Source organism: Mesorhizobium sp. B2-7-2, from assembly GCF_006440775.1.
Taxonomy (GTDB): Bacteria; Pseudomonadota; Alphaproteobacteria; order Rhizobiales; family Rhizobiaceae; genus Mesorhizobium.
The window spans coordinates 246,150-270,897 of record NZ_VFTZ01000004.1; the positions used below are offsets into that span (position 1 = coordinate 246,150).

Genomic DNA, 24,748 nt, shown 5'->3' on the forward strand with positions numbered 1-24,748 from the left:
GTACGACGATGTAGCTGTGGTTCCGCGAAGTTGTGCAAAAAAAGGGCGGCATCGCTGCCGCCCTTTCCGTATTGCGCAGGTAGCGTGGATTAGAAATCCATGCCGCCCATGCCGCCCATGCCGCCCATGCCGCCGCCGCCCATGCCGCCAGGCATGCCGCCGCCAGCCGACTCCTTCTTGGGAGCCTCCGCGATCATGGCTTCGGTGGTGACCAGCAGGCCGGCGACCGAGGCCGCGTCCTGAAGAGCCGTACGGACAACCTTGACCGGATCGACGATACCCATGGCGATCATGTCGCCATATTCGCCCGTCTGGGCGTTGTAGCCGAAGGTCGCGCCCTTGTTCTCAAGGATCTTGCCGGCAACGATCGAGGCTTCCGCACCGGCGTTGGCCGCGATCTGGCGGGCCGGAGCCTGCAGCGCGCGACGAACGATGTTGATGCCGGCGGCCTGGTCGGAGTTGACGCCGACAGCGTTGATGCTCAGCGAAGCGCGCAGCAGCGCGACGCCACCACCAGCAACGATGCCTTCTTCGACGGCCGCGCGGGTCGCGTTGAGGGCGTCATCGACGCGGTCCTTCTTTTCCTTGACTTCGACTTCCGTCGCACCGCCGACGCGGATCACCGCAACGCCGCCGGCGAGCTTCGCCAGACGTTCCTGCAGCTTCTCCTTGTCGTAGTCCGAAGTGGTCTCTTCGATCTGCTGCTTGATCTGGGCAACGCGGCCCTGGATCTCGGCCTTCTTGCCGGCGCCGTCGACGATGGTGGTGTTCTCCTTGGAGATCGACACCTTCTTGGCGCGGCCGAGCATGTTGAGGCCGACGTTCTCGAGCTTGATGCCGAGGTCTTCCGAGATGACCTGGCCACCGGTGAGGATGGCGATGTCTTCCAGCATGGCCTTGCGGCGATCACCAAAGCCCGGCGCCTTGACGGCAGCGATCTTCAGGCCGCCACGCAGCTTGTTGACGACCAGCGTGGCCAGGGCCTCGCCTTCGACGTCTTCCGAGATGATGAGCAGCGGCTTGGAGGTCTGCACGACGGCTTCGAGAACCGGCAGCATGGCCTGCAGGTTGGAGAGCTTCTTCTCGTGGAGCAGGATGTAGACGTCCTCGAGCTCGGCAACCATCTTGTCGGCGTTGGTGACGAAGTAGGGCGAGAGATAGCCGCGGTCGAACTGCATGCCTTCGACGACTTCGAGTTCGGTCTCGGCGGTCTTGGCTTCTTCAACCGTGATGACGCCTTCGTTGCCGACCTTCTGCATCGCTTCCGCGATCATCTTGCCGACCGACTCGTCGCCATTACCGGCGATCGTGCCGACCTGAGCAACTTCCTCGGAGGTCTTGATCTTCTTGGCGTTCTTGATCAGCGTCGCGACGACTTCGGTCACAGCCAGATCGATGCCGCGCTTCAGGTCCATCGGGTTCATGCCGGCGGCAACGGCCTTGTGGCCTTCCTGGACGATCGACTGCGCCAGAACCGTCGCGGTCGTGGTGCCGTCGCCGGCGATGTCGTTGGTCTTCGAAGCGACTTCGCGGACCATCTGCGCGCCCATGTTCTCGAACTTGTCTTCAAGCTCGATTTCCTTGGCGACGGTGACGCCGTCCTTGGTGATGCGCGGGGCGCCGAACGACTTGTCGATGACGACGTTGCGGCCCTTCGGGCCGAGCGTGACCTTCACCGCGTCGGCGAGGATGTTGACGCCGCGCAGCATGCGTTCGCGGGCATCACGGGAGAATTTGACGAGCTTCACAGCCATTTTTTTGCTCCTGGGCAATTCGGCCTAAATTCAGATTGGATGTGATGAAAGGCGACGGCGGTCAGCCGATGATGCCCATCACGTCGGATTCCTTCATGATCAGAAGGTCTTCGCCATTGAGCTTGACTTCGGTGCCCGACCACTTGCCGAACAGGATGCGGTCGCCAGCCTTGACGTCCAGCGGGACCAGCTTGCCGGTTTCGTCACGAGCACCGGAGCCGACAGCGATGATCTCGCCTTCCTGCGGCTTTTCCTTTGCCGTATCCGGGATGATGATCCCGCCCGCGGTCTTGGATTCGGATTCGACCCGCCGAACGACCACGCGGTCATGAAGCGGGCGGAACTTCGACTTTGCCATTTTTTCTTCCTCGGTGAGAGCGGTGAGAAACACCGTCCGGCCACGCCGGACAAACTGCAAAGCCCGGCTTTGCCGGACCGTTGTTAGCACTCACCGCGAGCGAGTGCTAACAACGGGAGGATTAAGGGGTAAGCCGGAGATAGTCAAGACGAAAGGGCAGGCGCATGAGCAAAATCTTGATCCAAAGCTCTCAGGCAAGGCGACCACTTTGAACACTCCTGCTGACTTCGTCATTTGGCATTCTCGGCAGCGCGTTTCGACAATTTATGTTCGCCTACCATTCCCAGCGGCTTTGGAGTGCTAAGAGCCTGTGAATTTCTTTGAAGATCCGTTGCAACGCCTGCGCGCTGCGGGGAGTGCTGATCAGGCAGCGAGACTTGCGAACTTCTTGTGCCAGGAGGCATTCGGATTGAAGGCCGTATCTCGCTTGTGGTTTGCTCAAACCCAGGACGCAGGGGTTGCTGCCGCTTACTTACATTTTGTCGGCCAGCCCGCTACGGCTGTCGCCGCATCACCGCACCTGCACACGGGTGCGCCTCGCGAGGAAGTTCATTCGGGAACAAACCCACTCGGAGTGCTGGTAGTCGGCAAGTGGTTTTGTTGCTGCCAAGCTCATCAGGTGCGCTCAATCCGCCGCGGCACCCCCCGTCTCACAATGGACTATGGCGCGTTTGATCCACACCAGAGCCGCCCCGGTAGGATCGGCTCCGTCGGTCAGACCAGACGGTGGCTGACTTTTCTAAACTCCAACCAATCAGGGGCGCCTCTAAACTCCAACCAATCAGGGGCGCCAGGAACAGGTCTGGGAGTGGGTCGCGAGTGACATCCGTACGCGAGGCAGCGCGCCTCCTCCAAGGGTGAAGATGCTCGCAGCCGAACTTGATCTGCCACATGCCGGCTTTGAAGTTCGTCGAAGCGAGAATAACCGTTGCTGGCGAAGTGACCCTGCATTACACCTGTGTAGCTTGGCATAGGTTGGGGACAGATTGTCTAAATAGTCCTGCGGGGCCGAGGGCCGACTTCCTCGAACCCGTCCGAGTAGAAATCGACGTGCGTTTCCATTTTGGTTGCGCGGGTGCTCCAACCTCAAGTCGCTTCCAACCACGAGCGCGGCTTTCCCGCACAGCGACCTCGAGCAGACAAGGGGCAATCATTGGAGCGCATCTCGGGTCGAACATACAGCTCCGAAATCTGGCCGGACTTGCCTCCTGCATAGATCGCCGTGCACTCATTCAGTACGACTATGCCGGCCGGCTCGCCACATTCATTTCGTTGGCAAGCACTGTCGCCGCGCTTTGTTTGACGAAGTCGGGCGTGGGCGCTTTCCCGCCAGAGAGTTCATCGAGTAGCGCGTGAATGAAACGGGCGCCCGTTTCTGCGTCCAATAAGTTGGCCCGTCCAGTAGATACGGAAGGCATGGTTTCTCCCCCTCCTAGGGGGCGGCGTCCCGATTCGTGCTGCCAATCGCAAGGTGCGCTGGCAAAAAATGGAACTGCGAATCCGGCTATGATGGAGGGCTGCTCTCCTGTATGCAAGCCATTCTTGGGATTTGCAAAAACCGTCGCCCGCTCGTCCAAGCCAGGGATCTCTACACCATCTGACCGCGCGCGAAGCAAGATTCTGCTTAGCTGCTAGCGAGGACCGAGCTTGCGGACCCCACAGACCCCATGGTCAGCGTCGGGCGATTTCCCCAATCAGCCGAACATATTCGCCTTCTGGTTGCCCATAGATACCAGCTGCTTGGGCAACGAGGCCTTGGCGGTCTCGAATGACGATTTCACCTCGTCGCGAACGGATGAGGCCACGGCCCTCGAGCACTTGGAGCCCAACGGTGACCCCCGGCCGCCTTACGCCGAGCATAACAGACAAAAACTCGTGAGTGATCGTAATGCGTTTGTCGTGCATCCGGTCGTCACACATCAACAGCCATCGCGCCAGACGCTCTTCAAGGCTCGCTCGTGCGTTCATTAGGGCCGTATACGTAGCCTGAATGTGGAGATAGTGGACATAGCGCAAAAGGAAGGGATGCAACGTAGGGCTGTCCACTAGAGCCGCCTTGAATGGCTGAACTCCGATTCGCACTGCATTGCCTGCCAATTGCACGTAACAATCGTGCGCGGCATAGTCGGCACCCATCACCAGCGCGGGACCAGTCATTCCCTCTAAGCCAATGAGGCCAACTTCGGCATCCTTGCCGTCCGGAGTCATCGCGACAACAGAGCCGATGCCTTCCTCAAGGAAGTAAACGGCCTCTATCCTTGAACCGGCAGTCTCCAACGGCATTCTCAGATCAAGGGCACGTCGCTCAAAATGCGGCTCCAAACGCGCGAGGTCATCCGCGCTAAGCCGTCGCAGCAATTCATTTTTGTAGGAAGCATTCACTGGATTGGTCATGGCTCAATCCCACTTGGGGCAAGAGCATTCCAATCTCCTTGCCGTCCGCGCCCGTAAAAACGTGCAGACGATCTCGTGACAATACGCCCCTTGGTACGACAATGACAGCGGAATGCGAATCGATGCACGGCGAGCCCCCGCCGCGTGATTACAAAAGACGCGAAAAGTATGTCAGAGTGGGAAACGTACCAAACTCAGCTTTGTACGAAACCGACATTCTGAGGTCCCAGCTCTTTCCCGTTACCTGTCGTCCTAGCGCGCCGATTCCCTTGAGCTTCGTGAGAATCGCACGAACTCCTGATTTAGAGCCGGCGCGCTTTCAAATCGTAACTGTTCACTGAGAACGACACCTCGCGCTCGGGGATGCCGCTAGATGTAACCGCTCCCCAATGCCGCAGCGCGTCCGGTCGGCCGCGGTGGGGGGCGGAGGATTTTTGTTGTCCTTCGCCGATCGCTCGGATCTACGATTGCTCGGAAAGTTGCGTCGGCGGGACGTCAGCAACACTCAGCGTGTCCGATCGAAATGCCCTAGTGGCGGCTGTCGGATTTATTCTGTACGGGGACACGTTTGAGGATCGACTGATGTCAGCCCGGGGCCGTCTGGTCCAATGTCGCGCGGATAGCGCCGATTCCCAACTCGTCGATGATCATGTTGTGGTGACTGGCCGTCACCACATCCTGCAGGATGGGCGGCCGTTCGGACTTGCCTTTGTTCGAGCTCAGGTTCCGCTGATGACGGAGCATGAGGTACTTTGGCGAATTCTCCCGGCCAATCTACATTCGCGCTGCCGCGAGACTGTTGTGCAGGCTCGGCCTCAATGTGCCGCACCGCACTTCCGTGGTTATCGGGCGTCCGCGACGCATGGGCACGGTCCGAGATCACGAGTGCTGTAGGCACTGGCTAGCATGCCGCGCCCGGCTGTGAACGAGGCGACATGACATTGCCGTGTATACGCAGGTGCGCGCGCCGGGGTCGCTTGCTTTTAGCGAACTTGCATGGCTGTATGGTTTATGAAAATGGCCGGGGGGCTATATGACCATATACCTGTTTCTCAATAGTGTCGCTGCATTCGGCTTGGTTATCCCACTCTATTTTATTCAGCGCGAACCGACCATTCTCGAGACTTTACGGCCAGGCAGGGGGTCGCCTGGGACCGAAAATTAGCTGCGGTGATTCAGGCGGATTTCGGTTGAGGAAAACAGTGCGGCCTGTCGTCGCCGGGTGGAGGGGAGCGTGGCGATGGGCTTAAGCAGATTTGAGAGACCAGTCGTCGTTCAGGTCAACCGTAACAGCTCTGAACGCATCGTGCTTGAGGTGAATGACGCGGCAACTATTTTGATGCGGGATCTTCGTTCTCAGACCAAGAAGCGGAATGCAGCGATGGATGCCTGTCTGCACGTGTTGCGTGGTGAGGCTCATCCGCCAACTGCAAGGCGGGCATTCGTTGCGGCCGCGCTCGAGGCGAAGATTCTACGCGGCGATTAGACCAGCGCGAAGGTCGGCCGGATATCCATTCAGGTTCAATCCTCCTCCCGATCGAAGCATAGAATGGGAAGTCCCTCTGCGTGATCATGGCGCGACCAAGCAGGGTGGCGCGGAGCATGCCTCCGGTGATCTAGGTTTAACAGCTTCCAACGCCCGCAGACTTGGCTCAGCTATTGAACAGAAATGCCGCCTGGAACTCCCGAAGGGCGCCTCGAGCGGTGCAGAGGGTTCATTTGAGGATCACCTGGACGCATGGTGGACACCCTCGCGCCCGACACCGCCTGCTTCATACCACCAACGGAGTTGCTTTGAAGCATTCGCTCGGTGTTGATCCCAACTTCCCTTGTTCCAAAGCTTCCGCCACAGGACAGATACGGTTCTTGGGCGGCAACCCCGTAAATCGTGCAATTTGGCGTGACGCACGACCTGCTCCCCATCCTCGAAGCGAATGACGGGAGCTGAGCGGCCTTGAATTTCTCTTCCTGAGCCACTGTCATGTCACTGGCTATCTGTGGAAGAAAGTACCGTCCCTGCTTAAGCGGCGAACGATAGACGGGCAAGGCGGGTCGCGAACTGATCCAGGGCAGGGTGATCCACCGCCACCCCAGATAAGTAGACGGCCAGACTGCTGCTAGGAAGTCGAACGCTGGACACGCGTGGCCACCGACGGAGCGTCACGCGCCTTCGTGCGCCTTCTTCGGATGGATCCTGATGTCAGCCTGCTGGCGCGGGCCCCGGACGGTCTGATCGCCGTCTTCAACCTCGAAAACGGAGAGCAGTCGTGGCAATCCCTCCTTACACAGCCCCTTCGCGCAATGCCTATGATATCGTGATCATTGGTGGCGCGGTAGTCGGCTCGCCGATGGCGTATTGGCTGAGCCAGGATTTTTCTGAGTACAGTCACAACCAAAGAGGCTCGTGACGGTACTTTTTTGCCCTTTAAGGCACTGGAAAAAGGGATTTCCTGCTGCCGAGCCTTGAAATTGTACTGACGGTACTTTTTCAGGAGACCATTGGGCTGCTGACGGACGCCGCCCTTAAAGCGCTGAAAGCAAAAGAAAAGGGCGCACGTCGTCGGTAGCGGCTGACGCCGGCAGCGCGGCGACGAAGAGTTTCATCTGCGAGACCGCGTTGATCGGATCGGCGTCGGAGAATTGCGTCCCGTCGGTCGAAAAGCTGATGTCCTTGAAGTGCCAGTAGCGATGCATGTTCTTGTCGGCATAGCCGATGTTCTGCCCCGTTGGCGTGTCGTCGTCCTTGGTGTAGCCGTGGGCAGGGTCTTTGATGTCATCAGCCCAAACCGCCGCATGAACGAAAGCATACTGCGCCTTCTTGTCGTCCGGCACGCCGGCGACCCAGCTCTGATAGTCGGGGTTCAGTTTGATCGGGGCACCGGCCTTGGCCTTCGCCTGTGCGCTCAGCTTTGATTAGGCCACGGCGGCGATCTGCATGGGGCCGCCGTCCCACCAGGCCAAGGCGGGAGCCGATGATAGGATCAATGAAAGAACGGAACCAAAGACGAGCGCGCCACGCATGTATTCCTCCCCAGAGCCAACATCGCTGAGACGACACGGCAATGACGACAATGGTGCCTTCACGGAAGGCCGAAACCTCTTCTGGATTCGACAGCAAGAGACAAATAGCGCATGATCCTTCTTGGGTTGGGGAATTCATTCATGCATGTGCACGAATTTTCGTGCGTGTTGTCCGTGGTACTTATCTCGGGCTGCGCAGCCGACTATTTGAACAATTACGATTTCGGTGACGCTCGCCGCTGGCGATGCGTACCACGCCAACATGCTTTTGCAGACGGTCGATCCATTCAATCCCAACAGCAACAACACCCATATCGAGGGCGACGGCGTACGCGCCGCAGCAATCGTCAACAGGTATCGAGGCGTGGCCGCAACTGCCGCAGCTGTGCCATCTGGCGGTGCTGATTTGGACTGCGCAGGCGGCAAGGGAAACAATCCGGTCGCACCCCATGGGGTGAAAATCACCAACGGTGATCCTAACGGACTAGATCGCGATCGCGACGGCATCGGGTGCGAGTGAAAGCGGCCAGGACGGTGGAACGATCTCGCTACGACAATCGGTCCGACAAGTGGCTGAAACGCACCGGAGCCAAGCAATATCGCCCGCGCCGGTGGGCTGGCATGCCTTTGCGAGTGATCTACGTGACGGTAGCCGCGGCTTCGGCTTTGGTGGCGCAGTTCTTCATGCAACACAGCGGCTCATTGCCCGAGGTCACCTACTGAATCTGACCAAGCCGGCTCCAGCGCCGATTGCCGGTGTCGCCTCCATCATCGATGGCGACACGATCGAGATCCATGGGCAGCGTGTCCGCTTCAATGGCATCGACGCGCCCGAGAGCCGGCAATACTGCGACGACGCCAAGGGATTCGAATATCCATGCGGGCGCCGTTCCGCCGAAGCGCTGGACGGCTTCCTAGCAGCCTCGAGGCCGGTCAAGTGTACGTTCGGGACTTGGTCGCTACGGCCGGTTTGTTGGTGACTGCAGGCGCGCCGACGGTCGAGCGTCGCCGCCTGGATGCTCGAGCACGGCCAAGCGCTCGATTGGCCAAAATACAGCGATGGCGCCTATGCAAAACAACAGACCAAAGCGAAGGCGTCGAAGACCGGTCTTTGGGTCGGAACGCTTCTGCCGCCATGGGACTGGCGGGCGCAGCATGGCGACGATGCGCAAGCGCCGCCGGCACCGCTTTTGCGATTGGCAACGGCAACTCCGGCTGCAATATCAAAGGCAACATATCAGCAAACGGCGGCGCATCTATCACGTGCCTGGACAGAAGTACTACAACGTCACCAAAATCACCGAAGCCAAAGGCGAAAGATGGTTCTGTTCAGAAGCGGAGGCCATGACAGCGGGCTGGCGGCGATCGAAGCGCTGATCGGTTTGCGGAAGCATATTCCGTTCGTTTGACTGATTTGGTTGGCGTCTCGACGGAACGGCGGAAACGTCTATGTTGCAGACCTATTTGTGGACTGCACTCGCTGACGCATATGATTGCCGCTTGTTTGATGGGCGGCACCGCTGTCTATGCAAGTTCGCCCTCGCGACCGAATACACTCAATCCGTAAAGCCTTGGTGCATCACCTGTTGATAATTGCTCCAAAAACGAGTCGCTGGAGTGCCTACCGCAAAAAAATGTTACGATGGGACAAATCACGAACAAGGAGATGAAAATGTCTGAATTTGCAGCGGGTGATGTTGTTCAACTGAAATCCGGGGGTCCTCAAATGACTGTTGAGCAAGTAGGCAAGACGAGCATGACGGACGAGGACGGCGTGTGGTGCGTGTGGTTTGAAAAAATCGGAAACAAGCAAGTCGTTCAAAGAGAAACTTTTCCGCCCGTGGCGCTGAAAAAATACGAACGCCCCGCCACCGGATCGATTGCGGTGCACAGAGCCTAACCATGATCCGCGCAGCGTTTATCGGAATCAACAAACATCTTGATCCGCTTGCGCGGGAACTGAGCGGCGCTGTGGGTGATGCTTCGACTATGTGCGCGGTGCTGTCGGATTCTATTGACCGGTTTCAGCCAACGCTTATCACTGACCACGACGCGACTTATGCGAGGGTTTCGGCCATCTTTGACGATGTGCTCGACGGTGCATCAGAAGATGACGTCGTCATCCTGTTTTTTGCCGGCCACGGCACGCAAGACCACCGATTAGTTTTAACGGATACGCGCTCTGACGACGTTCCGGGAACGACAATAGACATGACGGAGATTGCCGCGAAGTTTCGGACTTCGCGAGCGCGCGCTGTCCTGCTTTTGCTAGATTGCTGCTTTAGCGGTGGCGCGCCGGCACGCGTTCTGGATGTCGGATACATTCCGCGCGCAGCGGGGATGCCGCTCGCCGAAGTTGGTGGACAGGGCCGTATTCTTTTCGCTGCATGCAATCCAAACGAGGAGGCCCTCGAAGACCCCCAAACACGCCACGGTCTTTTTACGAAGGCGATTTTGGATTGCATACTGGAGAGTGATGGGCCGGTGAGCGTGGTTGCGATGGTGGACCGCGTTGTGCAAATGGTCCGCGCCAACGCAGCCCGATTCGGTTACGAACAGACTCCGGTGATGTTCGGTCATGTCGAAGGAGAGCTAACCCTGCCGAAAGGTATGCGCGGTAAATGCTACCGCGCGCTCTATCCCGAAAGGGGCACGGTCACTGTTTCAGGTCCAATTGGGGAGCTTTCGGCCTACGGAATTCCTCAGAATGCGCTGAACGCTTGGAGCGATCGTTTCCCCGCCGGTCTGAATTCATTGCAGATCGCCACTGTGAATAGCCATGGCGTGCTCGATGGAAAATCTCTTCTCGTCGTAGCGCCGACAAGTGCCGGCAAAACGTTTGTCGGCGAGATGGCAGCACTGAAAGCAATCGGCGAGGGAAAGAAGGCGGTTTTCCTCCTCCCTTACAAAGCGCTGGTCAATGAAAAATTCGAAGATTTCTCTGCGCTCTATGGCGACCTTTTGAATCTGCGCATCGCCCGATGCAGCGGCGATTGGCAAGATCAGGTTGGCGACGTTCTAAGGGGCAAGTACGACATAGCCTTCTTCACTTATGAGAAGTTTTTGGCTCTGTCAGTTTCCTCTCCGCACATCCTTCACCAAATCGGTCTGGTGGTGATTGACGAAGGACAGTTTATCACAGAGCCGGGTCGTGGGATGGTTGTGGAGCTAATCCTCACCAATCTTTTGAGCGCACGCGAGCGGGGGATTGCACCTCAGTTGGTGACCCTGAGTGCGGTAATCGGCGACACAAACAACTTTGAGCGCTGGCTTGATTGTGAACTTCTCCTTACGACCGAGCGTCCGGTTCCCTTGACAGAAGGTGTCATTGATCGGAGCGGCGTGTGGAAGTTGCAGCGTCCTAATGGTGAGGTGGAGGTCGCGCAGTTGTTCGCACGCTGCGAGATACGGCAGCGCCGGGATAAGCCATCTTCCCAAGACGTTCTCGTACCGCTGGTTCGGCATCTCGCCGGTCAGGGCGAAAAGGTCATCGTCTTTCGTAACGCGAGAGGACCATCCGCCGGTTGCGCGGAATATCTCGCGGCCGAGTTGGGTTTGCCGCCAGCACAAACAATCGCGGACATGCTGCCGGGAATGGATCGTTCGGATATGTCCGAACGCCTTCGCCGCGCGCTCAACGGCGGCGTTGCCTTTCACAACGGTGATCTTAATCGCGAAGAACGCATGATCGTGGAGAGAGGCTTTCGCGACCCAAACGGTGGGATTCAGGTTTTGGTGGCGACAAGCACCGTAGCTGCCGGCGTAAACACGCCGGCTTCGACCGTCATCGTGGCGGAAACGGAATTTCGCGGAGTGGAGCCGCAGCCTTACACTGTCGCTCAGTATAAGAACATGGCGGGCCGTGCAGGTCGCCTGGGCTACGAGACAGAAGGCAAAGCCATAGTTCTCGCCGACACCGGCATGGAGCGAGAGAATCTCTTCCGGCGCTACGTTCAGGGACGTCCCGAACGCATCCAGTCTTCCTTCGACGAAAGAAGCCCGGGCACGTGGGTCGTTAGACTTCTGGCGCAGGTAAAGGATATTCCAAGCAATGCAGTTGTCGATCTGGTGGCAAACACCTATGGAGGATTTCTTGCCTCGCTGAGAGATCCCGCCTGGCGCGGCAGCATGTCAACCCGGCTCCTCAATTTGATGACGAGGATGCAGCACGATGGGTTGATTGATGAGCGCGATGGAAGGCTGAGGCTAACGCCTCTAGGGCGCGCCTGCGGCGAGTCACCCCTCAGCTTGGAATCCAGTATGCAGGCTGTTGAGCTGCTACGCCAATTGCCGCCGGATTCGATAGGACTAGAGACGGTTCTCGTTTTATTGGAAGCGCTGCCCGAACGCGATGAAGACTACACGCCTCAAACAAGACGCGGTGAGCCGCAACGGCAGCAACAAGTTTCGCAACGCTTTGGCCAACATGTGGCGCGTGCCCTATGGCATCGTGCGGAAAGCGATGTGAAATATTACGGTCGCTGCAAACGTGCGCTCATCGTTTCGGACTGGATCGAAGGCGTTACAATCACGGATATTGAGACTGGCTACACCACCAATCCGTTTTCGCCCATTCGTCATGGCGACATAAGGGGTTTTGCTGACGGTACCCGCTTCCTGTTGGACTCGGTGCTCCGAATAGCTGCGATCGTTCTTGGTCGAGCTGATGATCCCGATGAGGTGAGTACTTTGCTTAAACGCCTTGACCTTGGAATACCCGGCGCAGCCTTCTCCTTGACTGAATTACCTATCGTCTTAGCGCGCGGCGAAATCCTCGAGTTGTGGAAAAACGGATATGGAAGTCGAGAGCAAGTCGAACATGCAACCGAAGCCGAACTCGTATCCTTGTTGAACGCGAGAGGGAATATGTTGTACGCCGCATTGCACGAGGAACTTGCTATCACTGGGTCCTGAACAGCCTTCGTATGGCTGCGGTCGATAGGAAGGCAGGGGTTGCGATGGCTTTTTCACGCCCGCTCCAACCTCATTTGGCCAACAGATCGCGATGCGGCAACATGGCATGTAATGATCATCACAAGACCGATGACCGTGCCCAGATTTTGCCCTGAGGAAGAGAACGCGACCACTCCCCTCAGATAGAAATGACCAAGCCCTGCTCGCCTTGGGCAGGAAACACGCAGTGGTAATTGAAGCGGCGCATTGTCTCGGGGTCGTTCCAGATCGTGGTGTTCTCTTGCGCATAATTGAAATAGAGAACCTTTTGACGCACCGGGTCATTCACAAGGATTCTTGCGATAGTTTCGGGATCGGGGTGGTTGTGGCGCGAGCCATCCGTCGAAAAGGCGAATGCCGTGCAATCGAGAATCCTAAGAATCTCTGGCGAGGTATTGGCCTTGCTGCCGTGATGGGAGACTTTGAAGCAAGCGAGGGGATAGGGTTCGGCCTCGCTCGCTCCGAGCTCCCGCAAAGCGCGCTCCATGATGCCCGGATGGGCATCGGCGCCCAAAAGGACGCGGCGACCGCCGAACTCGGCAATGAAGGCGATGCTGCTGCGATTAGGCGCGGCGGTGTCTTCCTTGAAGCGTTTGGAGGCGAGTTGCTCGACGTCCAGCCCGGACAAGGGCTCGCGGCCTGAGCCAGGTTCGCCCATTCCGTGGTCAGGGTCGAATGGGCGGAGTCCATTGGCTTCAAGTTCGTCCATCCAACGCGGGATCAGCGCGGCAAGATCTGCATCGTTGGGCGAGAGTAGGCGAATCGCGAGCCCGGCGAAGCTAATTTCGCCACTTGCCTCCGGGCTCCCACGTGAGGCTATGCGGCTGGCGAAGCGGGAGTTCCATTTCCAATTGAACTTATCGATGCCGGACGAAAGCTTTTCGCCCTGCTCGGCGTTGAGTGGCTCGGTTTCGAGACCCGCTGTAATGCGGTCACGCGCTTCGACAAGCTGATGGTAGGCATTGAACCACACCTCTTTGGGATTGAACGGCGCCGCCGCCTCGCGCACCAAAGGCATGGCTCCTTCGATGTGATCGGCATCGATGTGGCTGATTACGAAGAGTTCGCAGTTGCTCATCTCCTTTAGCGCAGGCCGGGCAGTGCCGTAGTCCTTTGTGCGGCCGAGATCGACCAGGGCGTGATACGAATGGTCCTCATCGCCCCAGGCGAGGACAAGCGCATCGCCCTCAGACGCCGGATTCATGGTGAGTGTGAACATTGAGCTACCTCATGGAGTAAGCTTGACCACTGTGAAGGCCTGTTGCGGATCGACGCGAGCCGCGACCCGCCGGACCAGCCCTCGCTCCTCTGAAGACTCCTCCTGCGACCCAGGAACCGATTCAAGACCGCGGGCCAGCCAGTCGCAGGTGAGCGAGAAAAATGGCACGCCGCGGCTGAACCCTTGTTCGAGCAATTCGGAGATACGATCGAAGTCGGGCGACCTCTCGGTCATCAGGCGACGCGCCAGGATAATAGGCCCGTCGGGGATTTGCGGAAACCGGTTGGTGATGTTCTCGAGCCATTGCCGTGGCACAAGCTCCGATGCTCCGGCTCCCACTGCGATTAGAGCACCCGCCACGGCCGCAAGCGGGTTGGTCATCTTGCTGCGGACGGCCTCGCGGACCTCTCCTTGCATGACCTTGAGAACCTCGGAGCCACGCTCGAAGTCGCGCGAAGCGAGGAACGCCAGCAGGCCGGACCATCGGTATGACTCGACGATGCCCGACGTCGCGGCTCGCCCTTCTGCTGGAGCGGCGGCGACGATTAGGTGAGCGGACCATTCGTTTGGGTCGCTCGGCCGGCCCAACTGCGGCAGAAAGGCCGCTTCGATGCGGGTACCGAATCCAAGGACGGCCCAGAGCGGCCCGCTGCGCTGCGTGTAGGCGTCCTCGAAGACCAGAGGATTGTGCTCGGGCACATCAAAGCGAAGAAAGTCCCGATCGCCCGCTGCCTCCCGCAAGGCGGGTGTTCGCGGGCCTGCCGCACCTAGGCGGGCTGCGTCGCGCGGCTTGGCCATTACCCCGACGAGTTCGGAGAACGAGGGGGCCGGCATTGAACGGGCGACACTGGTGACCGTCGGTCCCCTAGGGTTGAGAGGCTGCTGTGGAAATCGAGGTGCGCTGACCGCGTCTGGCCCCTGGGATATTGAGGTGCTGGCAAGAAGCGCGCCGGCTAAGGTCGCATACCCCAGCCATTCATGCAGGGAAGGGCCGCTGACAATCAGGCTATGGACACTCGCGCCTTGCTCGGCTTGGAGTTCCCTGCTGACGCTCGTCCCGTCGGGAAGCGTAATGACGGCGCTGTAGGCACCCGGCTCGACGTCAAGGCGCAGCTTTTCGCGAGTGCCGCCGACTACTGGTTTCAGTGGACCGGGGTTGTTGCCGTCGCGCCGCGACAATGCGACGACGAAGCCGGCCCCTACCTCCGCTGCGGCAGTAAACTCAAAAACCAATTCGGCGCCGGGGCCGCGACGCGGGACTGGCGAGGCGGTTTCGACGGTCGGTACCGCTCCGATTTCGACGAATGCCACGGGAGCGCGAGGGGTAAGTATCTCTGACCCAAGAGCCTTGCCGTCCCGATCAATTGAAATCGTCACTGTCTTCAGTTCTTCGAGGTCAAACTCCGCGAAGAAGGGCGCGGCCTCGCCCGCAGTTTTCGTAGACACGACCTCCCGATGGTCTGAGATGACGGTGCGACAGCGTGGCCATCGGGCTCGATCGGAAAGACTGACATAGGTTTTCACCCGATCAAGGCCGCCAGGATAGGTGATCGCAAAGCTTCCAGCGGCTCGGCCCGCCGGCGTCTGCAACGACCCGTCTGGTCGAGCAAAGAGCCTTAGAAACTGAGTGAGCCGGTCAACGAGAATGCCGGGTCGAACCGGCCAGCGTGCCCCCGACACGTCGGCCGCGGCACCGTTGAGCGCTCGGAGCAAACTGTCGGTGAAGACAGTTGTCTTATCGCGCCGACCGTCGGCCTCCTCATAGAGGCTAGTTGAGCAGAGCGCCCATTGGTGGCGCGTTCCACCGTGGTCGTCCCGCGCTCGTGAAAGCGAGATCAGCTTGGTGCCGAACTCCTCTTCGGCAGGCAGCCCCAACGAGGTCTTCAAACGGCAGCAATCGAACAATAACAGCTGCGACGTCGGCACAGCGTTCTCGAGCGCTGTAATGAACTGCTCGATCTCGGTCATTCCGGCGGTCTGCTCAAGCGGGTCTGTGTCGTAGTCTTCAAGTAAGAAGGCTGTCCTCCGACCGAAGCTCTCGCCGTGGCTTGAAAGGAACAGCACCATCACGTTGTCCTTGTGCGTATTGGCCCGCTTGACCCAGTCCTTCACTGCAGCCTTCACCTCGGCAAACGTCGCTCGTGGCACGGTTACGCTTGCATATTGGGCGCCAGCCTGCCCAGGGGGCGTTTCAGAGAGGGCCAGTGCAAGGCTCCCGAGCGGCCGCTCCGGGTTGGTGAATCCGGCCTTCTGATCGAGAAACCAGTCGGCGATAGCGCGTGCCGAGATCGGCGGTGAAGTAACCGGCTTCAGCTTCTTGCTCTGAAACGCGCCGACGCCAATGATCATCACATGGGTCGCGGGCCGTCGGTCGAAAGCGGTATCCACAAAGACGAGACCCTTGTCGCGTTCAGCGTTGTCGTCGCTACTCATCAGTCCCCCAGTTCCATTTTGGTCCGGACGCGCCGGCACGAACTATCAGTCTCAGGCGGCTGGCGTTTGCCCCTTCACCAACACAACCTGATCAAGGTCTATCCCCGATCGTGACAACGACTCGAGCAAGGAGGCGTCGTCCAGCAGCAAGGCGTCCTTGAGGCCAAGTCTGGCCTGCTGCAAAGCCATCCCCGCCGGCTGTCCCTCAGCGATCGCTGCATAAAAACGCACTGCGAATACCCTGGCGCCAATATCCCCGACTTCACCACGCATTCCGATAATAACAGGGACCGTTTCGAGCAGCGCTTCGGCGCCGACGAGACTGTCGCACGCATTGAGGACAACGAGAATCGGTGGCGTTGTCGTTGCCGCCAGCAGATCGGCAATCCACTGCAGCGGTATCGGTCGTGCTTGAGTACTGTGGACAAGCCCGTCGTCAAATAGCAAGGCGCCCTCGGCGGCATGACCCGAAAAATGGATAACATGCGGACGTCGTTCGTTTGTCCCATCGATCAGATCGGCGAACGTCGCTGCCGGAAGATGCTCGAGATCGATGAGATCGCGATGCAGCGCACTCTTGAGTGCCTTGAGAACGTCCCGCACCTCACGGTCGGTCTGGAGCCAGCGGCCCTCCTCGACGACTGACCCGTCGTCGCGCTGGTAGATGCGTTCGGTCGCTTCGGGATTGGCTGTGACGTAGAGGACTCGGAGCCGTTCGGGTTTGGGCTCGGGGATACGCGCGAGATGCGGGGCCGACTGCAGGAGCCCGTGAACCTGACGCGCGTGAGTGAGTTCCTCACGTCGGCGCTTCTTGTCGGCGCGCTCGCGTTCCTTGCGCAGGTCTTCTTCCGCGCTAGCGATCGCTGCCTGCTTCCTCGCTTGGTCCTTGGCGTTGCGACCGATTTTCTCGGCGACCGCGGCAGCCTTCTTACCGGTTTCGGTGGCCTTGTGGTCGAGTGACACAGCCGAGCGGAGATAGGAATTGATCGACGACGCATTGCGGGACCGCGCCGCCGACTGACGCTTCGAACCGGCATCTTTCCGCGCCAAAGCAACTGTTGCCTCGTGCCCGGCGAGTTCCTTCCGAAGCCGCCCTTCCGATTGCTTAAGCCGAGCGAGTTCGCTGCGCAGGCTATCGATGCGCGACATTGTCTACTCCGAAATCAGAATGGGTGCGGTCGAGCCAAGAGCAAGGGCTGGCCGGGGGCAATCAAACCGTGGCGCCTGAAACATCGGACCTAGGCCTCCTCGCTTCCCTGGCTCGCGTTTCTGAGGACAAAGTTCAAGTAATTCCGCTCAGAAGGCGGCAGAGTTGGCTGGTTCATGCAATTCTCCATCACTGCTCTTGAACTGGAAGCTAAACCGTATGAACTTGCCTACCAATTGTCGACCCACGAGGCGACGTATGGTCGATCAAGGCGACGGGGTATTCTGCTGAAAGTTCGTGGCGACCGAACAGCGTTCGAGCGGGCCGCGGCATTGGCGCTAGGAAGCGCAGCTCCGCCGAGAAGATCCCAGCGATCCCATCGGCAGGTGGTGGCGGCAGCGGATCGCAAGAGACGTCGGCTCGAATCGGTTCAGGCGAACACAGCTCGCTTTAAGGTTAAGCTCGCGCCTCACGACGGGTACATTGCTCGGCATGCGCTGCATTGGGGATTAGCGTGGCTAAGACGGAAATCGACGCGAACGGAAGTGGGCTAAAAAGCCTTATTGGCTCGCTCAAGGCCAGGGCGAAGCGTACCGCTGGACACTACCGTAAGGAAGACACGGGTATCACGCCCGAAGAATGGCCCAGGGACGCGGAGGTCGAGCTGATTGAAAGCCTTGTGCGGGAGAAGGCCAGACGGGTGACCGGAGGGGATTCCAGCCAGCAGTGGAAGGGGTGCCGTGAGTTCGCGCAGGCGATCAGAGATTCGCGCAACCCAACTGTCTCGCGTGAACATTTCGGGACGGAGGAAGCGCAGCGTCGCTACGAACGCGCAGAAGCCGATTTCTTCGATGGTATCGCGCTCTGGGCCGACAGTACAATGGACTATGTGACCTATCTGAGCGCACTAGCTGTCGAGACGGCTACGAAGCTCCGGATACTCTTTCTAGCGGCCAATCCCTCGGACAGAACTCGGTTGCGGCTCGACAGGGAATTGCGGGACATTCGAGAAGAGCTGGCAACGGCAGGATACCGCGAGCGGTTTGACCTCCAAGCACGCGGAGCAGTCCGTGCCAAGGACATGGTGCGGGCACTGCTTGAGCTCGAACCGGCCTATGTGCACTTCTCCGGCCACGGTACTGCTGATGGTGCAATCTGTGTGGAAGCATCCGATGGCACGAGCCACGAAATCGACCCCGACGCGTTGGCCGCGCTGTTCGCGGCGGCGGGCGAGAAAGTCCGGTGTGTCCTGCTCAACGCTTGCTTTTCTGAAAACCAGGCTCTTGCGATTGCCCGGCATGTCCCCTTCGTCATCGGCATGCGCACGACAATCAGTGACGAGGCGGCGATCGCGTTCGCCACCGGTTTCTACCGAGCACTTGGTGCCGGAAAGGGCGTCCCGGTCGCATTCGAATTGGGGATTGTCGAATTGAAACTGTTTGGCATCGCGGAGCACGAAACGCCTGTTATCGTGCAGTGTCCTTAGCCGGGTGTTCGCTTCTACAAGCCGCTTGAGCTCCCACTTGCGCAACACGATTTGAATGACCTCCGACCGCCCACTTTCATCTCTGCAGCAATGCTGATGAGCGCATCCTCAGTTGCGAGGCGCTTTCTAGCTCTTCAGCAAAGGATTTGCGCGTCACTGTCGGGTTTGGAGCCGTTCTCTGCGCAGTTTTGCTCTCTCCAACTCAGCGGCGATGAAGGGTGTAGCGTGTCTATCGCGCGCCTAGTGTTCTCACGCATCTCGAGGACGGTCGCGGCGCAGCGACAGTCAATGGCGGCTTTCAGTCAACCGCAGCGGCGGGCTTTTGGCCCAACCGAACTGTTGCCAGCGCAAAGCAATACGCGAAAGTCGCATCCTGTCAGGATTGCGGAAACCAAGAGGAAGCGCAAGCTTCGGGATATCGAACCTCGTTCATCCGTCCAACGTTGCTAAAGTGGCTTACGTCGGCCTTCGGCGCATCGGGAGGCGTCGGATGCTCACCCCTGAGGTATGGCGGGCAACGAACCTGACCGGTCAGTTCTTCCATTGAACGTTATTGATGCATCCGCGGCGGGTTTCAGACACTGGACCTGTCGCCATTTTCCTACGAGCGATTTCGTGCAACGAACCGTTCCTCGATGAGGCTGTGATCTAGACCATTCAGGCCGCCGGATACTCTTGCGATGACGCCAACTACGACGTTGAAATGATCGGTCGCATGTCACCCCGGCGGCTCAGGAAGGAGACGGCACGCTAGCCTGTGTGCCCACGTGACCTTATGTGGTGATCGACGCCAGCCAAGGAACAGCTCCATGGATGTGCGACCCGATGATTGTCGCAGCCGCGCTCAACGCCGGCGATGCAGGAACCTTGGCTGCGGCTCGGTCAGCCCTCGAATTGACTTGTCTTGGTCAAAAGCAACCCATCGCACCAAACGTGGTCTACGCAGCCCCACTCACAGGCGGCAGCAGCATCCGGAAAAAAACCACGTCCATTGAGATTTGCACTCGTGTTGCAGAGCAGCGAAATGCCCGTGAGTTTCTCGTACTCTATGAGAAGTTCTGCAAATTGGGTGTTCGGAAGCTCTTGAAACCGTCTGAAGTCGCGCAGTTCCGTCGAGATGGACGACCGCCGGGATTATTTCTTTCCACTCTGAACGGGTTCGGTGGTCGAACAGCATGTAAGGATCCGGCGTGCCGGGGTCAAACATGTCAGGTGCACGATCCTCCAAGCATATTGGCGCTACCGGCCGGAAGTGCTCTCGCACTTTGATCTTGTTGAGATGGTCCTTCATTTCCGGCGAAGTCGCAGCCGCCAGAATGCTTCTGCCTCCCAAGGCACGCGGACCAAGCTCTGCGCGGCCTGCAAGGAACACCACAGGCTTGTTGTCGGCGAGCAAACGGGCAAGATCTTTCAGACTGAAAGCAGCAGATTGCCAACCGGGGGGAATCTTGCCACGGCCCACATTCGGCCCGCTGTAGACTGACCAGTCTGACATCGAGAATTACGGCTTGGGGGGTACTGCCGCGCGATGTCGGCAATGCCCCCCCCCGTGTCCGCCGTTAGCACACGAAACCCGTAACCCGTCAGATATTCCGCGAGCATGGCGGACAGCCGCCTGTCTTCATCGACGATGAGGACCTGGTCCGCCATGCTCGTTTGTCCGCTCCGTTCGAACCTGTGCTCGTACAGAGCTTATCCGCGATCTTCGAGATCCCCGAAATCGTCGAGCAACTGCTCAAGCTGCTCGGCCGTCAACACCTCGGTGGCATCCAGCAGATCGGTCGTCAGCGCGCGCAAAGCCTCGCCGGCCCACTCGACAATCTCGGCGCGCACCTCCTCCACTGCGTCGGGATCGAGGGTTGACGCGCTGAGCAGCTCGGCGAGATCATTGTGCGCCTGGATTAAGCCCTGCTTGATGAGGCGAATATGGTTATGGACCTGGTCGGTGATCGCCGCCAACTCTTCTTCCTGCTCGGGCGTGATGTCAAGATCAACGAGCTTGGACCCTAAGTCATGCGCGCAGTAGCCCGTCCCATGGCGGAGGCCGGTCTGCATGTGCATGTCGGGTCCGCCGTGGCCGCCGCCGACGTCGAAGCGCTGCACGCCTCCGTAACCCTGGCTGAGCGCGCCAGAGACGCCGACGCTGGCAAGCGTGACGACCGCAATGCCGCCGATTGCGATGCGCTTGCCCCAGTTCTTCGACTTCGGAGTGCGGGAGAAATGTTGACGAAGTTTCTGCCACGCAGAGGGTTCAGTTTGGGGCATGAACATATTCCTTTGAATGTTGGTCGAGTGGAATGCCTGGATCAGTAGAACCGGCATTTGCAGCAGATAGGTTTGTGCCAGTTAGAAGGCAAGAGAATATAAGTATATTTCTAAATATATCCGACTATTTTTGCGCGAAACGATGCAATCGGGCATGTCGCCTACAGTTGAAGAGGCATAAGAGCCTATTGATAAGATAGTCTGACTTATTGTTCAACTTCTGGATTGATGTGATAGCGTCAGGAGCCGCGGCGACTCCACGTACCCCTTATGACTGCTGGGCCTGAGGGTGGCCCGTCATCCGATAAGCAACGGCCGAGGGTTAAGCCAGCTGGCCGGCGCAGTGCCTCATGCACAAGAGGCGGGCCATATGTGGATATTCACAAGGAGCGGATTTCGATCGCGGTGGCAGCGAGCTGACGCGGCGGATCGCTGGAATATTTCGGCGAGATTCCCAATGACACTGATGCCATCAAAAAGCTCTGCAACCGTCTGGGCATTCCGGCAAGCCGCTAGCGTTTGGCTAGGAGACCGGCGCGTGCGGTTATGGCCGTTATCGCCAACTCACAAGCCTGAGTCATCGCTGCGACGTGGTGGCGTCATCGCTGATTCCGAGGCGGCCGGCGATCGGGTGAAGATAAACCGTCGGGATGCCACCATGCTCGCCCGCCGCAATCGGGCCGGAGAGTTGACCCCCGTCTGGGTGCCCATAACGATCACGAAGCCATTCGCGACCTGATCGCCTGTGTAGCCCCGTCGTGCGACAGATATTGACGCGAGCGCATGAACGTCTTCGCGATTTCTGCTGCGTCACGGGCATAAGCAAGAGCGTGGGGCGGCCTGGCGAATGGCTTGCTGCCGATTGCTTTTGACATTGGCCTTCGAACATCCCGCTCAGCAGGTCGGATTCAGGACTACGTCGATGCCGTCATGATGCGGAACGGCGCCTGCAGCAGGTCCAGTAACAGATACTCAGCCGATCCCGGAATGAACCGGCGCTCGGTGGGTGATGCCTGCAGGCAATACGCGGTATCGCGTCAGCCAATGCCGTGGTGCTGGTTGCGGAAGTCGGCGACTTCACCCGCTTCTTCAATCCACGCCGGCTCATGGCCTACTTCGGCCTGGTCCCGGCGAGCAATCGAGTGGCGAGACCGTCTGGCGCGGGCCGCATCGCAACGGCCGGCAACACCCATGCCCGGCGCGCGCTGGTCGAGGGCGCCTGAGCTTACAGGATCAGACCGCATCGGCCGGCGCAAGGTCGACCCGATCGAAGCGCTGCCACACGTCGTTCGCGATCGGGTCGTTCCAGACGCGCCGGCGCGTCCAGGCAAAAATGCGGCCCGTCAGGGCGTCAAGTCCGCCTCTTGCACCTGATATCCGCAGTCCAAGTGCCTCGATCGCCGATCGAGTGGCGGGCCAATTTCTACGCCAAAGGCCGTTGTCAGCAATCATGACGGTGGAAGGAATCTAGCGCTTGGTGCCCGCGTCTGGTGTCGACGATGATTTTGATCGCGCACTCGATCTTCTTTAGGACTAATTTGCGCATGTACATGAAGCCAGTTCCCGCTGCGGCGAAGGTCGTGGCGCATGCTGCGCGAATGCCTCGCCGGCATGGCATCGTTCGTCCCGGCCGAAGACGAGCCCACGTCGACCCCGGAGCGGATCGCCGAGGAAATCGTGCGGCGCGTGTTTGCGGAAATGTCAGCGCTGCCCAGAATTGCCTTGGCTATCGGACGTGCAATAATGACGAGTGGAGCGTAGAGGATTACCCGCAATCGCGCGCCCCATGAACACCTCGGCTGGCCACTTGGATCAGATTCTCCACAATGGAAGGGCGGAAGGTGACGGGGGCAGGCACTGCAGGCAGCGAACGACGTGATGCTAAGTACGCGGACATTTGTTCACTAATATACCATGGGAAGTGAATAGAGGCGGCGCTCTGGCAAAGTGAGGCTGCGACACGCACTGACTTCATAGGAGACGCAGCGGCTTTGCTTTCGCACTGGAGCGCTGCGGTGAGCGAGCCTGTCGAGAATGGCGGCGGCCCCTGATATTTAGCTCGGCGATGATGCCATCTGGCAACAGGCGGTGATCAGGGTGGTTTGCGTCGATAGCGTTTCTCGACGATTTCGAACAGATGGAAGTGCTGCTCCTCAATGAGGGAGTGCGTTCCGAAGTCGTCGAGGATGAGGAGCCGCACGCGCGTGAGCTTGTAGATGAGGCGGCGGCAGCGGCCATCAATGCGGGCGAACGCAAATCCCTCGGAGAGCCGTAAAACGCGCAGGTAGAGCACGGAATGATCGAGCCGTGCCGCCTGACGGTCGAAGGCGCAGGCCAGCCATGACTTTCGATCCCGGTCTGGCCGGCGACGACCAGGTTCTGGTGCGCCTTAAGCGAAACTTAACGAAACAAGAACGATACCGATGGCATGGCGAAGCTCGCTGAGGCCAGCTTCAAAGCGGCCGCTTTGGCTCACCGTTTGATGTGGCGGCGAGGTTCAAATGTCCCCGTGGGGCAAAAATGTCACTTGCGCGCACGAGGATCAGCCCCATCTAACCGGCTCCCCCGGGTTGTAAGGGCAGATCGGGCGGGCGAGGGACACCAGGAGTGGGGCTGCAGCCCAAGCTTCTTTGAATAGCAGAAACCATTCTCCCAGGAGAAGGCATGTATAGGCAGCACGAAGATACACCAGGATGGGATCGGTCCAAGGCCAATCGACTCTATAAAGCATTGAAGAAACTTATCGTCGATTTTAAGGTGCCCCCCGATACGCGACTCGACCCACGTCTAATCAGCGTTACCCTGAAAACGAGCGTTACCCCGTTACGCGAGGCATTGATTCAGATCGAAACCGAAAAGTACATCGTCGGATCTCCTCGCAATGGCTACTACACAAGAAAGCTGGATACAAAGCAATTATCAGATGAGTATGGTGTTGCCAACGCAATACTTCAGGGTGTTTTCAGGGAAGGCCCAGATGAGCATTCCAAGCCGTGGTCGACGCTTCCTACGATCCCCAGCTCTAACGACTGTATTTTGTTTGGGGAGTTCCTCGAGGTATTTTATGAGAAGATCGCAGAGGGTGGAAACAATGGAAAAATGCTGGATCTCGTTCATGAGTTCAACATCCGAACGAGATATGTACGTCTTTTGGATTTGCAACGGCCGGAGCGTCTATCATGTATTATAACTGATATGAGACAGCTTGTAGAGCTTCTTGACAAGCAAGACAAAAATGGGGCGATCGCAAATATTGGTCGGCAATTCAGTGCGACAATTGAAACCGTCCCCGAGCTTGTGCTGGAGGGTAATCTTCGTGCCGGGGATACGAAAGAGAGCTGGTTGAAGACATTGCAGTCGAATTTCGACGAGAGCTGACCGGCGGTTTCCACTGAGATGTGGCTCTGGCTCACTTTTGCTGCTGTTGCTGCCGGCGCTTTTGCGGATTCCCCGGAGGATTAACTAATGCAACATCGACTTGCCCGCGCGAGCCTCGCGCCTGACGGATTGGCGCGGTGATTGATGTGAAGGTTATAGCGAACACCGCTCAAAAGCTTCGATCGCGCCAATTTTCGGGAATTTTTCCAGACGGGGGCCAGCCGGAGCGTTCAAAGTAGATATGTGCGTCGGCCCGCTGGCCCGCTCCTCGTCGTACGGACGAGCACACGCTGGTGCTGCTGCGGGGGCTTGCACCGCATACCCGACGCCGTCATCGCCG

17 protein-coding genes and 1 pseudogene are annotated in these 24,748 nt (G+C 58.8%); 8 read left to right on the top strand and 10 right to left on the bottom strand.

Annotated elements, in window-relative coordinates:
• Positions 1–89 precede the first annotated feature (89 nt).
• The 3 genes from groL to FJ425_RS07905 all read right to left on the bottom strand — a co-directional run bounded on the left by groL (position 90) and on the right by FJ425_RS07905 (position 4,506).
• Positions 90–1,754 carry a chaperonin GroEL gene (groL, locus tag FJ425_RS07890; RefSeq protein WP_086081374.1) on the bottom strand — a complete coding sequence of 555 codons (1,665 nt, stop codon included), beginning with the start codon at positions 1,752–1,754 and terminating at the stop codon, positions 90–92.
• Positions 1,755–1,815: 61 nt separating this feature from the next.
• Positions 1,816–2,112, bottom strand: a complete 297-nt coding sequence (gene groES / locus FJ425_RS07895) for a co-chaperone GroES (RefSeq protein ID WP_064994876.1) — start codon at positions 2,110–2,112, stop codon at positions 1,816–1,818.
• Between the two features lie 1,671 nt (positions 2,113–3,783).
• Positions 3,784–4,506, bottom strand: a complete 723-nt coding sequence (locus FJ425_RS07905) for a Crp/Fnr family transcriptional regulator (RefSeq protein ID WP_064994871.1) — start codon at positions 4,504–4,506, stop codon at positions 3,784–3,786.
• A 1,240-nt stretch (positions 4,507–5,746) separates the two neighbouring features.
• Between FJ425_RS07905 and FJ425_RS07910 the strand changes: the two genes are divergently transcribed.
• Complete coding sequence (locus FJ425_RS07910) at positions 5,747–5,992, top strand: DUF982 domain-containing protein (protein WP_041163934.1); 246 nt, start codon at positions 5,747–5,749, stop codon at positions 5,990–5,992.
• A gap of 1,037 nt (positions 5,993–7,029) precedes the next feature.
• On the opposite strand, the gene FJ425_RS07915 is transcribed toward FJ425_RS07910, so the two are convergent.
• Positions 7,030–7,338, bottom strand: a complete 309-nt coding sequence (locus FJ425_RS07915; protein WP_064994870.1) for a hypothetical protein — start codon at positions 7,336–7,338, stop codon at positions 7,030–7,032.
• A gap of 415 nt (positions 7,339–7,753) precedes the next feature.
• On the opposite strand from FJ425_RS07915, the gene FJ425_RS07920 reads away from it, so the two are divergent.
• From FJ425_RS07920 to FJ425_RS07935, 4 genes are all read left to right on the top strand, one after another.
• Positions 7,754–8,047: a calcium-binding protein gene (locus FJ425_RS07920; protein ID WP_224655969.1), complete on the top strand. Its 294-nt coding sequence runs from the start codon at positions 7,754–7,756 to the stop codon at positions 8,045–8,047.
• A gap of 635 nt (positions 8,048–8,682) precedes the next feature.
• Positions 8,683–8,904: a hypothetical protein gene (locus FJ425_RS31970; RefSeq protein ID WP_318013086.1), complete on the top strand. Its 222-nt coding sequence runs from the start codon at positions 8,683–8,685 to the stop codon at positions 8,902–8,904.
• Positions 8,905–9,199: 295 nt separating this feature from the next.
• Complete coding sequence (locus tag FJ425_RS07930) at positions 9,200–9,427, top strand: DUF2158 domain-containing protein (protein ID WP_084016088.1); 228 nt, start codon at positions 9,200–9,202, stop codon at positions 9,425–9,427.
• A gap of 2 nt (positions 9,428–9,429) precedes the next feature.
• Positions 9,430–12,441, top strand: a complete 3,012-nt coding sequence (locus FJ425_RS07935; protein ID WP_064994868.1) for a DEAD/DEAH box helicase — start codon at positions 9,430–9,432, stop codon at positions 12,439–12,441.
• A gap of 178 nt (positions 12,442–12,619) precedes the next feature.
• Here the strand turns inward: FJ425_RS07935 and FJ425_RS07940 are convergent, their stop codons facing one another.
• From FJ425_RS07940 to FJ425_RS07950, 3 genes are read right to left on the bottom strand one after another with little or no spacing between them, the layout of a single operon-like run.
• A complete protein-coding gene (locus FJ425_RS07940; RefSeq protein WP_064994867.1) occupies positions 12,620–13,699 on the bottom strand; it encodes a hypothetical protein in 1,080 nt (359 codons plus the stop codon).
• 9 nt (positions 13,700–13,708) lie between these two features.
• A complete protein-coding gene (locus tag FJ425_RS07945; protein WP_064994866.1) occupies positions 13,709–16,132 on the bottom strand; it encodes a caspase family protein in 2,424 nt (807 codons plus the stop codon).
• Between the two features lie 51 nt (positions 16,133–16,183).
• Positions 16,184–17,281 (bottom strand): CHAT domain-containing protein, encoded by a 1,098-nt coding sequence (locus FJ425_RS07950; RefSeq protein WP_064994865.1) that lies wholly within the window; start codon positions 17,279–17,281, stop codon positions 16,184–16,186.
• A 512-nt stretch (positions 17,282–17,793) separates the two neighbouring features.
• On the opposite strand from FJ425_RS07950, the gene FJ425_RS07955 reads away from it, so the two are divergent.
• Entirely contained in the window at positions 17,794–18,765 is a 972-nt protein-coding gene (locus FJ425_RS07955; RefSeq protein WP_064994875.1) for a CHAT domain-containing protein, read from the top strand.
• Between the two features lie 882 nt (positions 18,766–19,647).
• Here the strand turns inward: FJ425_RS07955 and FJ425_RS07960 are convergent.
• Both FJ425_RS07960 and FJ425_RS07965 read right to left on the bottom strand, forming a co-directional pair.
• A pseudogene (locus tag FJ425_RS07960) lies at positions 19,648–20,254 on the bottom strand (carbamoyltransferase C-terminal domain-containing protein); the annotation flags it as partial.
• A gap of 203 nt (positions 20,255–20,457) precedes the next feature.
• Entirely contained in the window at positions 20,458–21,030 is a 573-nt protein-coding gene (locus FJ425_RS07965; protein WP_064994874.1) for a periplasmic heavy metal sensor, read from the bottom strand.
• Between the two features lie 1,022 nt (positions 21,031–22,052).
• Between FJ425_RS07965 and FJ425_RS07970 the strand changes: the two genes are divergently transcribed.
• A complete protein-coding gene (locus FJ425_RS07970; RefSeq protein ID WP_224655973.1) occupies positions 22,053–22,253 on the top strand; it encodes an IS110 family transposase in 201 nt (66 codons plus the stop codon).
• 869 nt (positions 22,254–23,122) lie between these two features.
• Here the strand turns inward: FJ425_RS07970 and FJ425_RS07975 are convergent.
• Positions 23,123–23,368 carry an ATP-binding protein gene (locus tag FJ425_RS07975; RefSeq protein ID WP_280952669.1) on the bottom strand — a complete coding sequence of 82 codons (246 nt, stop codon included), beginning with the start codon at positions 23,366–23,368 and terminating at the stop codon, positions 23,123–23,125.
• Positions 23,369–23,694: 326 nt separating this feature from the next.
• On the opposite strand from FJ425_RS07975, the gene FJ425_RS07985 reads away from it, so the two are divergent.
• Positions 23,695–24,408: a GntR family transcriptional regulator gene (locus FJ425_RS07985; protein ID WP_064994861.1), complete on the top strand. Its 714-nt coding sequence runs from the start codon at positions 23,695–23,697 to the stop codon at positions 24,406–24,408.
• Positions 24,409–24,748: the final 340 nt, after the last annotated feature.

Excerpts from the sequence above, each read along its gene's own strand:
- groL (WP_086081374.1), bottom strand. The coding sequence starts at position 1,754 with ATGGCTGTGAAGCTCGTCAAATTCTCCCGTGATGCCCGCGAACGCATG.
- groES (WP_064994876.1), bottom strand. The coding sequence starts at position 2,112 with ATGGCAAAGTCGAAGTTCCGCCCGCTTCATGACCGCGTGGTCGTTCGG.
- FJ425_RS07905 (WP_064994871.1), bottom strand. The coding sequence starts at position 4,506 with ATGACCAATCCAGTGAATGCTTCCTACAAAAATGAATTGCTGCGACGG.
- FJ425_RS07910 (WP_041163934.1), top strand. The coding sequence starts at position 5,747 with ATGGGCTTAAGCAGATTTGAGAGACCAGTCGTCGTTCAGGTCAACCGT.
- FJ425_RS31970 (WP_318013086.1), top strand. The coding sequence starts at position 8,683 with ATGGCGACGATGCGCAAGCGCCGCCGGCACCGCTTTTGCGATTGGCAA.
- FJ425_RS07930 (WP_084016088.1), top strand. The coding sequence starts at position 9,200 with ATGTCTGAATTTGCAGCGGGTGATGTTGTTCAACTGAAATCCGGGGGT.
- FJ425_RS07935 (WP_064994868.1), top strand. The coding sequence starts at position 9,430 with ATGATCCGCGCAGCGTTTATCGGAATCAACAAACATCTTGATCCGCTT.
- FJ425_RS07940 (WP_064994867.1), bottom strand. The coding sequence starts at position 13,699 with ATGTTCACACTCACCATGAATCCGGCGTCTGAGGGCGATGCGCTTGTC.
- FJ425_RS07945 (WP_064994866.1), bottom strand. The coding sequence starts at position 16,132 with ATGAGTAGCGACGACAACGCTGAACGCGACAAGGGTCTCGTCTTTGTG.
- FJ425_RS07950 (WP_064994865.1), bottom strand. The coding sequence starts at position 17,281 with ATGTCGCGCATCGATAGCCTGCGCAGCGAACTCGCTCGGCTTAAGCAA.
- FJ425_RS07965 (WP_064994874.1), bottom strand. The coding sequence starts at position 21,030 with ATGCCCCAAACTGAACCCTCTGCGTGGCAGAAACTTCGTCAACATTTC.
- FJ425_RS07985 (WP_064994861.1), top strand. The coding sequence starts at position 23,695 with ATGTATAGGCAGCACGAAGATACACCAGGATGGGATCGGTCCAAGGCC.